Annotated in this window: 5 protein-coding genes and 1 pseudogene; all 6 read left to right on the top strand. The window is 50.2% G+C overall.

Features of this window, described 5'->3' with window-relative positions; genetic code table 11:
- On the top strand, positions 1–440 hold a 440-nt coding region (locus AP059_RS22395), incomplete at its 5' end, for a bacteriophage T4 gp5 trimerisation domain-containing protein (protein ID WP_441295886.1).
- Positions 441–457: 17 nt separating this feature from the next.
- On the top strand, positions 458–1,027 hold the full coding sequence (locus tag AP059_RS00330) for a DcrB-related protein (RefSeq protein WP_059761404.1): 570 nt from the start codon (positions 458–460) through the stop codon (positions 1,025–1,027).
- A complete protein-coding gene (locus AP059_RS22565) occupies positions 1,024–2,082 on the top strand; it encodes a PAAR domain-containing protein (RefSeq protein WP_059761403.1) in 1,059 nt (352 codons plus the stop codon). Before AP059_RS00330 ends, AP059_RS22565 begins: the two co-directional genes overlap by 4 nt.
- Position 2,083: 1 nt before the next feature.
- Positions 2,084–2,356: a hypothetical protein gene (locus AP059_RS00320; protein ID WP_059761402.1), complete on the top strand. Its 273-nt coding sequence runs from the start codon at positions 2,084–2,086 to the stop codon at positions 2,354–2,356.
- Between the two features lie 231 nt (positions 2,357–2,587).
- Complete coding sequence (locus AP059_RS00315) at positions 2,588–3,034, top strand: hypothetical protein (RefSeq protein WP_059761401.1); 447 nt, start codon at positions 2,588–2,590, stop codon at positions 3,032–3,034.
- 328 nt (positions 3,035–3,362) lie between these two features.
- Positions 3,363–4,705 (top strand): annotated as a pseudogene (locus AP059_RS00310) (type IV secretion protein Rhs); the annotation flags it as partial.

The raw sequence follows: 4,705 nt of genomic DNA, 5'->3' as shown, positions 1-4,705 counted from the left end.
ACACACCGCCCTGGAGCTTGCCGGCCAACAAGACACAGAGCGGCTTTCTCACTCGCTCGACCAAGGGCTCTGGGGCCAACGCCAACTCGCTATTGTTTGAAGATAAGCAGGGCAGTGAACGCATTTCGGTGCACGCAGAAAGAGACATGGATAGAGAAGTGGAACGTGATGACTCGCTGACGGTAGGAGGCAACCGTATCTTGGAGATCTCGGGAACGCACACCGAAACCATTACCCATGATTCCTCTATAACGATCAAAGAGGGCGAATTCAAACTTGAAACTTCGGGCAACGCTATCACCCTGACCGCAAGTACCTCCATCGTCTTAACGGTAGGAAGCAGCTCCCTGACTATGTGTAATGACGGCGTCATTACTTTATCTGGCAGCACCCTCAATTTGATCGGTACGTCAAAAGTTCATATCAACGAAAATAGTTAACCGAGAGGCCCTAATTAATGCGTCAGAATATCTACGACCGCTACGCGGAAAAACTGTTGCGCGAACGTCAAGAACAAGCAACAGCGTTGCAAGAATCTGAAGCAAGTCCTCCCCCTCCTGCTCCCTATTTGACAAACGAACTAAGTTTTATTCGGCCAGTCGGCGTCTTGGATAAAACATTCCACGTATTCGCAGAAACTGACTCAGGCCCGAGTCCTTTCTCATTAGTAATAGGCCGCAGCCAAATTGATAAAGACGCGGACGTGGGAGGTATAAGCCAACGCGTAATCAAAGAAATGGAAGGTTCTCTTGCGCACCTTGAGTGGATTAATCCACTTACTCCCCTAGAGGTCGCCGGCGTGGAAGGTCGCGAATTCGAGTATCGGTGGCGCCAACAAGGCAAGCCAGTCCACCAGATCCAAATACTGTTTTTGCATACCGACGAGCAACACCATCGAGTACTGATTCAGATCACCGGTACCAGTAACAATATTCAGGGCATGTTGATCGAGGAGAGAATCAGGTTCTACTCAGTGGTTGAAACGATGCAACTGCGACAGCCTCGCTCTGGCGTGGTTTGCGAATGACGGCGGCAGCTCGTGAGGGTGATTCGATAGAGCATTCAAGCGCGCTTGCGGGATTGCTGATTGGACTGACGGTAGGCGCTGCAGCCACTGTACTAATCGTAGGCACTGGTGGTCTAGCAGCAGTAGCCATGATCGGAGCAGGCGCTGCGGCCGGGGCTGGTATCGGACAACTAATTGGCAGCCTCTCGTTCTGTCGCAATGAGGCTGGCAAGATCACATCCGGTTCACCCAACGTTTTTTTCAATGGAAAACCAGCTGCTAGAGCACACCTTGATCATGTTGACTGCGACCAACACGGCGTTGCTAAGGTGCTCGCTGAAGGCAGCACCAGCGTTTATATCAATGGTCAGCCAGCAGCCAGGGTAGATGATCGTACTGAGTGTGATGGTAAAATCAGTACAGGATCAGGCAATATTATTATTGGAGGTGCAACGCAGCTCACTGACGCTATCAATCCTGAAGTACCTGTGTGGCTTCAATGGACGATTGGAGGGATTGGCTTCGCCAGTGCCGTCGTGCTAACAGGCGGGTTCCTGATACCTACTGTTGCCTTTTTCGGAGGGGTGGCTGGGGGCATCGGAGGTCATTGGGTCGGTGGAAAGCTGTTTGGAGATGGATCAAATGGCCAAAAACTCACTGCTTTTGGCGGTGCATTTCTTGGTGGCATGCTGGGAGCGAAAGGAGCGTCATCAAACAAATCATTATTCGGTTATAAAAATACGATTAGTAGGAGCACTGACGCGCGAAGTGCCATGAACGCCCAAAAACTTAAAACCTATTACACTCAAGCTGAAAGATATGGGAAAGGCGGTACAAAGGAATTACAAAATGGCCGATACCGTTTCTATAGTACGGTGACACCTTCGCGCAATCCAGGACAAATGCAAGGTGCACGGTTTGTGAGAGAATGGGATCCTAGCACCGGAAATAAAAGAAGCTGGTATGAAACGATAGATCACTCAGGAAAAGTGAGAAGCGTAGCACCCAAACCCGTAACCGACAATATGAATCACCATATTTTCAACTCCACTGGAAAATATCAGGGCAGGAGATAAAATGAACGCCATACCCAACCGCCAGGATTTAATCTTAAAACTTGAAGGTATTATCAATAACACCATAAGCAGATGTACGATAGCAGAGTGGGCCTTCAACCTAGTAGATGATGATACGACATACATTGAAGACACTGTAGTATTAGACTATCTGATTCTTCTAGGCGCGCTAGACTTACCTTCAACCGATCAAGACTATCTTTACACCAACGACGACCTTAAAGAATGGATCAACCAACTTTCAAAAAACCAACGCAATATCAACCTTAACTGACCCCACTTTAAAAATGACATTTTAGATGACGGCAGAACACGAGAGTAAAGTCAACTTAAATTACGCAAAGAAGTTCGGAACACTATATAAATTAACGCAAAACTAAAAGTTAGATTCGGCGGTCGACGCCAAGTAATGACCTCAGTAACGTTGCAAGTAGCGTAAAACCTTGGGAACAAGACCCACGATCCGAAACATATAATTAACACCGGACAAAAGTAGGAAATAGATATGCCATACTCCTATAGAATTACAAAATACGACAAAGTCACTTCAGAGGGTTATCTTACATCGCCACCAGAAGAATGGACCAGCTTTCATGAAATAGACACACCAGAAAAAGAAAAAGATTACTTAGAAATAGAAAATAGGTCTTTGAATGCAATTAGAACGATTTCAGAATGCATGAACATTACCCAATATAAAATATCCGAACTAGAGTCACATGACAGCGAGGAATTTTTTGAAGGCCAGGAAATAAATACATCTAACATTGAAAATATTGCAAGGCAGATTTTGAGAGAGAAGATTTGGTGCAAACTAATTTCTCCAAACGGTGAATTCCACTTTGGCTATGATTATTATATGTACTTCTTATCTAATAAATGCGCACCAGCTAGCATATCAGCCCTATCTAAGAATTTGACAATTCAAGAATATCTCTCTCCTTATGCTTAGCACACTTATAAAGCCAGAGCGCATTTTGAATAGCAAAAACGCCAAAGCTAAAAACTGGATCGGGTGATCGGCCCTATCTTTGGTAATGCAGTCGATACCAGCAATGGCCGCAAACTCTTTCCCTGGGCGGCCACGCCGCGTCGTGGAGCACTGGACCAGCGACGGCGAACACTTTCACTTCCGCTACGACTTCAACGCATGTACTACGTGGATCACCGATGCTCTGGGGCGTAAGGCCACAGTGCATTACAACGCTGATTTCCGCGTCGTGGCCAGTACGGACTTTGGCGGTGAGCACTACCAAATAGAGCTGGACACCTACGGCAACATGACGGCCCTCACCTTGCCCGACAGCAATGTGATTGCGCTCAAGTACGATGGCTACTCACGGTTAATTGAAGAAACCGATCCCCTTGGACGCAAGACCCTGTACCAGCACCACCTCCTCACGACACTGGTCAAGCAGGTCGACTACCCGGACGGCAGCACGTGGAAGGTCACGTATGACAGCCAAGGCAATCTGCTTACCGAGACGGACGCACTGGGGCATACCACCCAGTACCTAAACAGCAACGACGGCCTGCCGCACACGATTGTGGACGCCACCGGCAAATCGAAGTACCTGTGGTGGAATGCTTTGGCCCAGGTAGAACATTTCCAGGACTGTTCAGGTAAAAGCACCTTCTACCGCTACAACGACCGTTCTCATCTGGTTGCCATCACTAATGCACTGGACCAGACCACCGCCCTAACCCGTAAGCCAAACGGCGAAGTTCTGCACTTCGAGCACCCTGACGGCTCTACAGAACGCCTCACCTACAATGCCTTCGGCCAGGTGATGACACACACTGATGGCAAGGGCCAGACCACGCGGCTTTCAAGAACAGCAAGAGGCCTGCCCAGCAGCCGCCAGGACGCCAAGGGCCAACGCATTCGCTACGAATATGACCCCGCCCTTCGCCTCACCGCGCTGGTCAACGAAAACAACGCCGCATACCGGTTTCGCTACGACACCAGCGACCGTCTGATCGAAGAACAACGCATCGACAACCTGACTCGCCGCATTAGCTACAACCTTGGCGGTCACCTCACACGGGTGGATGAAATTGGCTACTGTGAGCAAGCCGAACGGCTACTACGCCACACCGCATTCGAACGCGACACCATTGGCCGGGTGCTGGCCAAGCTCAATGCCGATGCACGTCAGGATTACACCTACGATGATGGCGATCGCTTGCTGTCCATTGCACGCCTGCCCACCGCCCATGGCAAGACACTGGGCGTCAATCCGGAGACACTCGGCTTCACTTACGACCTGCTCGGCCGCCTGATCAAAGAGACCACCCCGCAAGGGGTGTTGTGCTACGACTACGATCCGCTAAGCAACGTAACTACACTGACCCTGCCCACGGGCCAACTGTTGAACCACCTATATTACGGCAGCGGGCACCTGCACCAGATCAACCTCGACGGCCAACTGATTCAGCGACATCGAACGCGAGGACCTGCACCGTGAAGTGCTGCGCAGCCAGGGCCTCCTCAGCAGTTGCTTTGGTTACGACGTGCGCGGGCGCCAGCAGTGGCAATTCGCGTCGCGTCGGGGCGCCGAACACCTCTCACGGGTGCTGCAACCGCAGCGCGACACCCACGACCTGTTCGACGATCCCGGCA

Source organism: Pseudomonas sp. TAA207 (assembly GCF_001529285.1).
In the GTDB taxonomy this organism is placed as follows: Bacteria; Pseudomonadota; Gammaproteobacteria; order Pseudomonadales; family Pseudomonadaceae; genus Aquipseudomonas; species Aquipseudomonas weihenstephanensis.
The sequence above is the reverse complement of the archived record's forward strand: the minus strand, read 5'-3'. Positions and strand labels throughout refer to the sequence as shown.

What these genes read in the sequence shown, in the direction of transcription:
- AP059_RS00330 (WP_059761404.1), top strand. Translation starts at nt 458, where the DNA reads ATGCGTCAGAATATCTACGACCGCTACGCGGAAAAACTGTTGCGCGAA.
- AP059_RS22565 (WP_059761403.1), top strand. Translation starts at nt 1,024, where the DNA reads ATGACGGCGGCAGCTCGTGAGGGTGATTCGATAGAGCATTCAAGCGCG.
- AP059_RS00320 (WP_059761402.1), top strand. Translation starts at nt 2,084, where the DNA reads ATGAACGCCATACCCAACCGCCAGGATTTAATCTTAAAACTTGAAGGT.
- AP059_RS00315 (WP_059761401.1), top strand. Translation starts at nt 2,588, where the DNA reads ATGCCATACTCCTATAGAATTACAAAATACGACAAAGTCACTTCAGAG.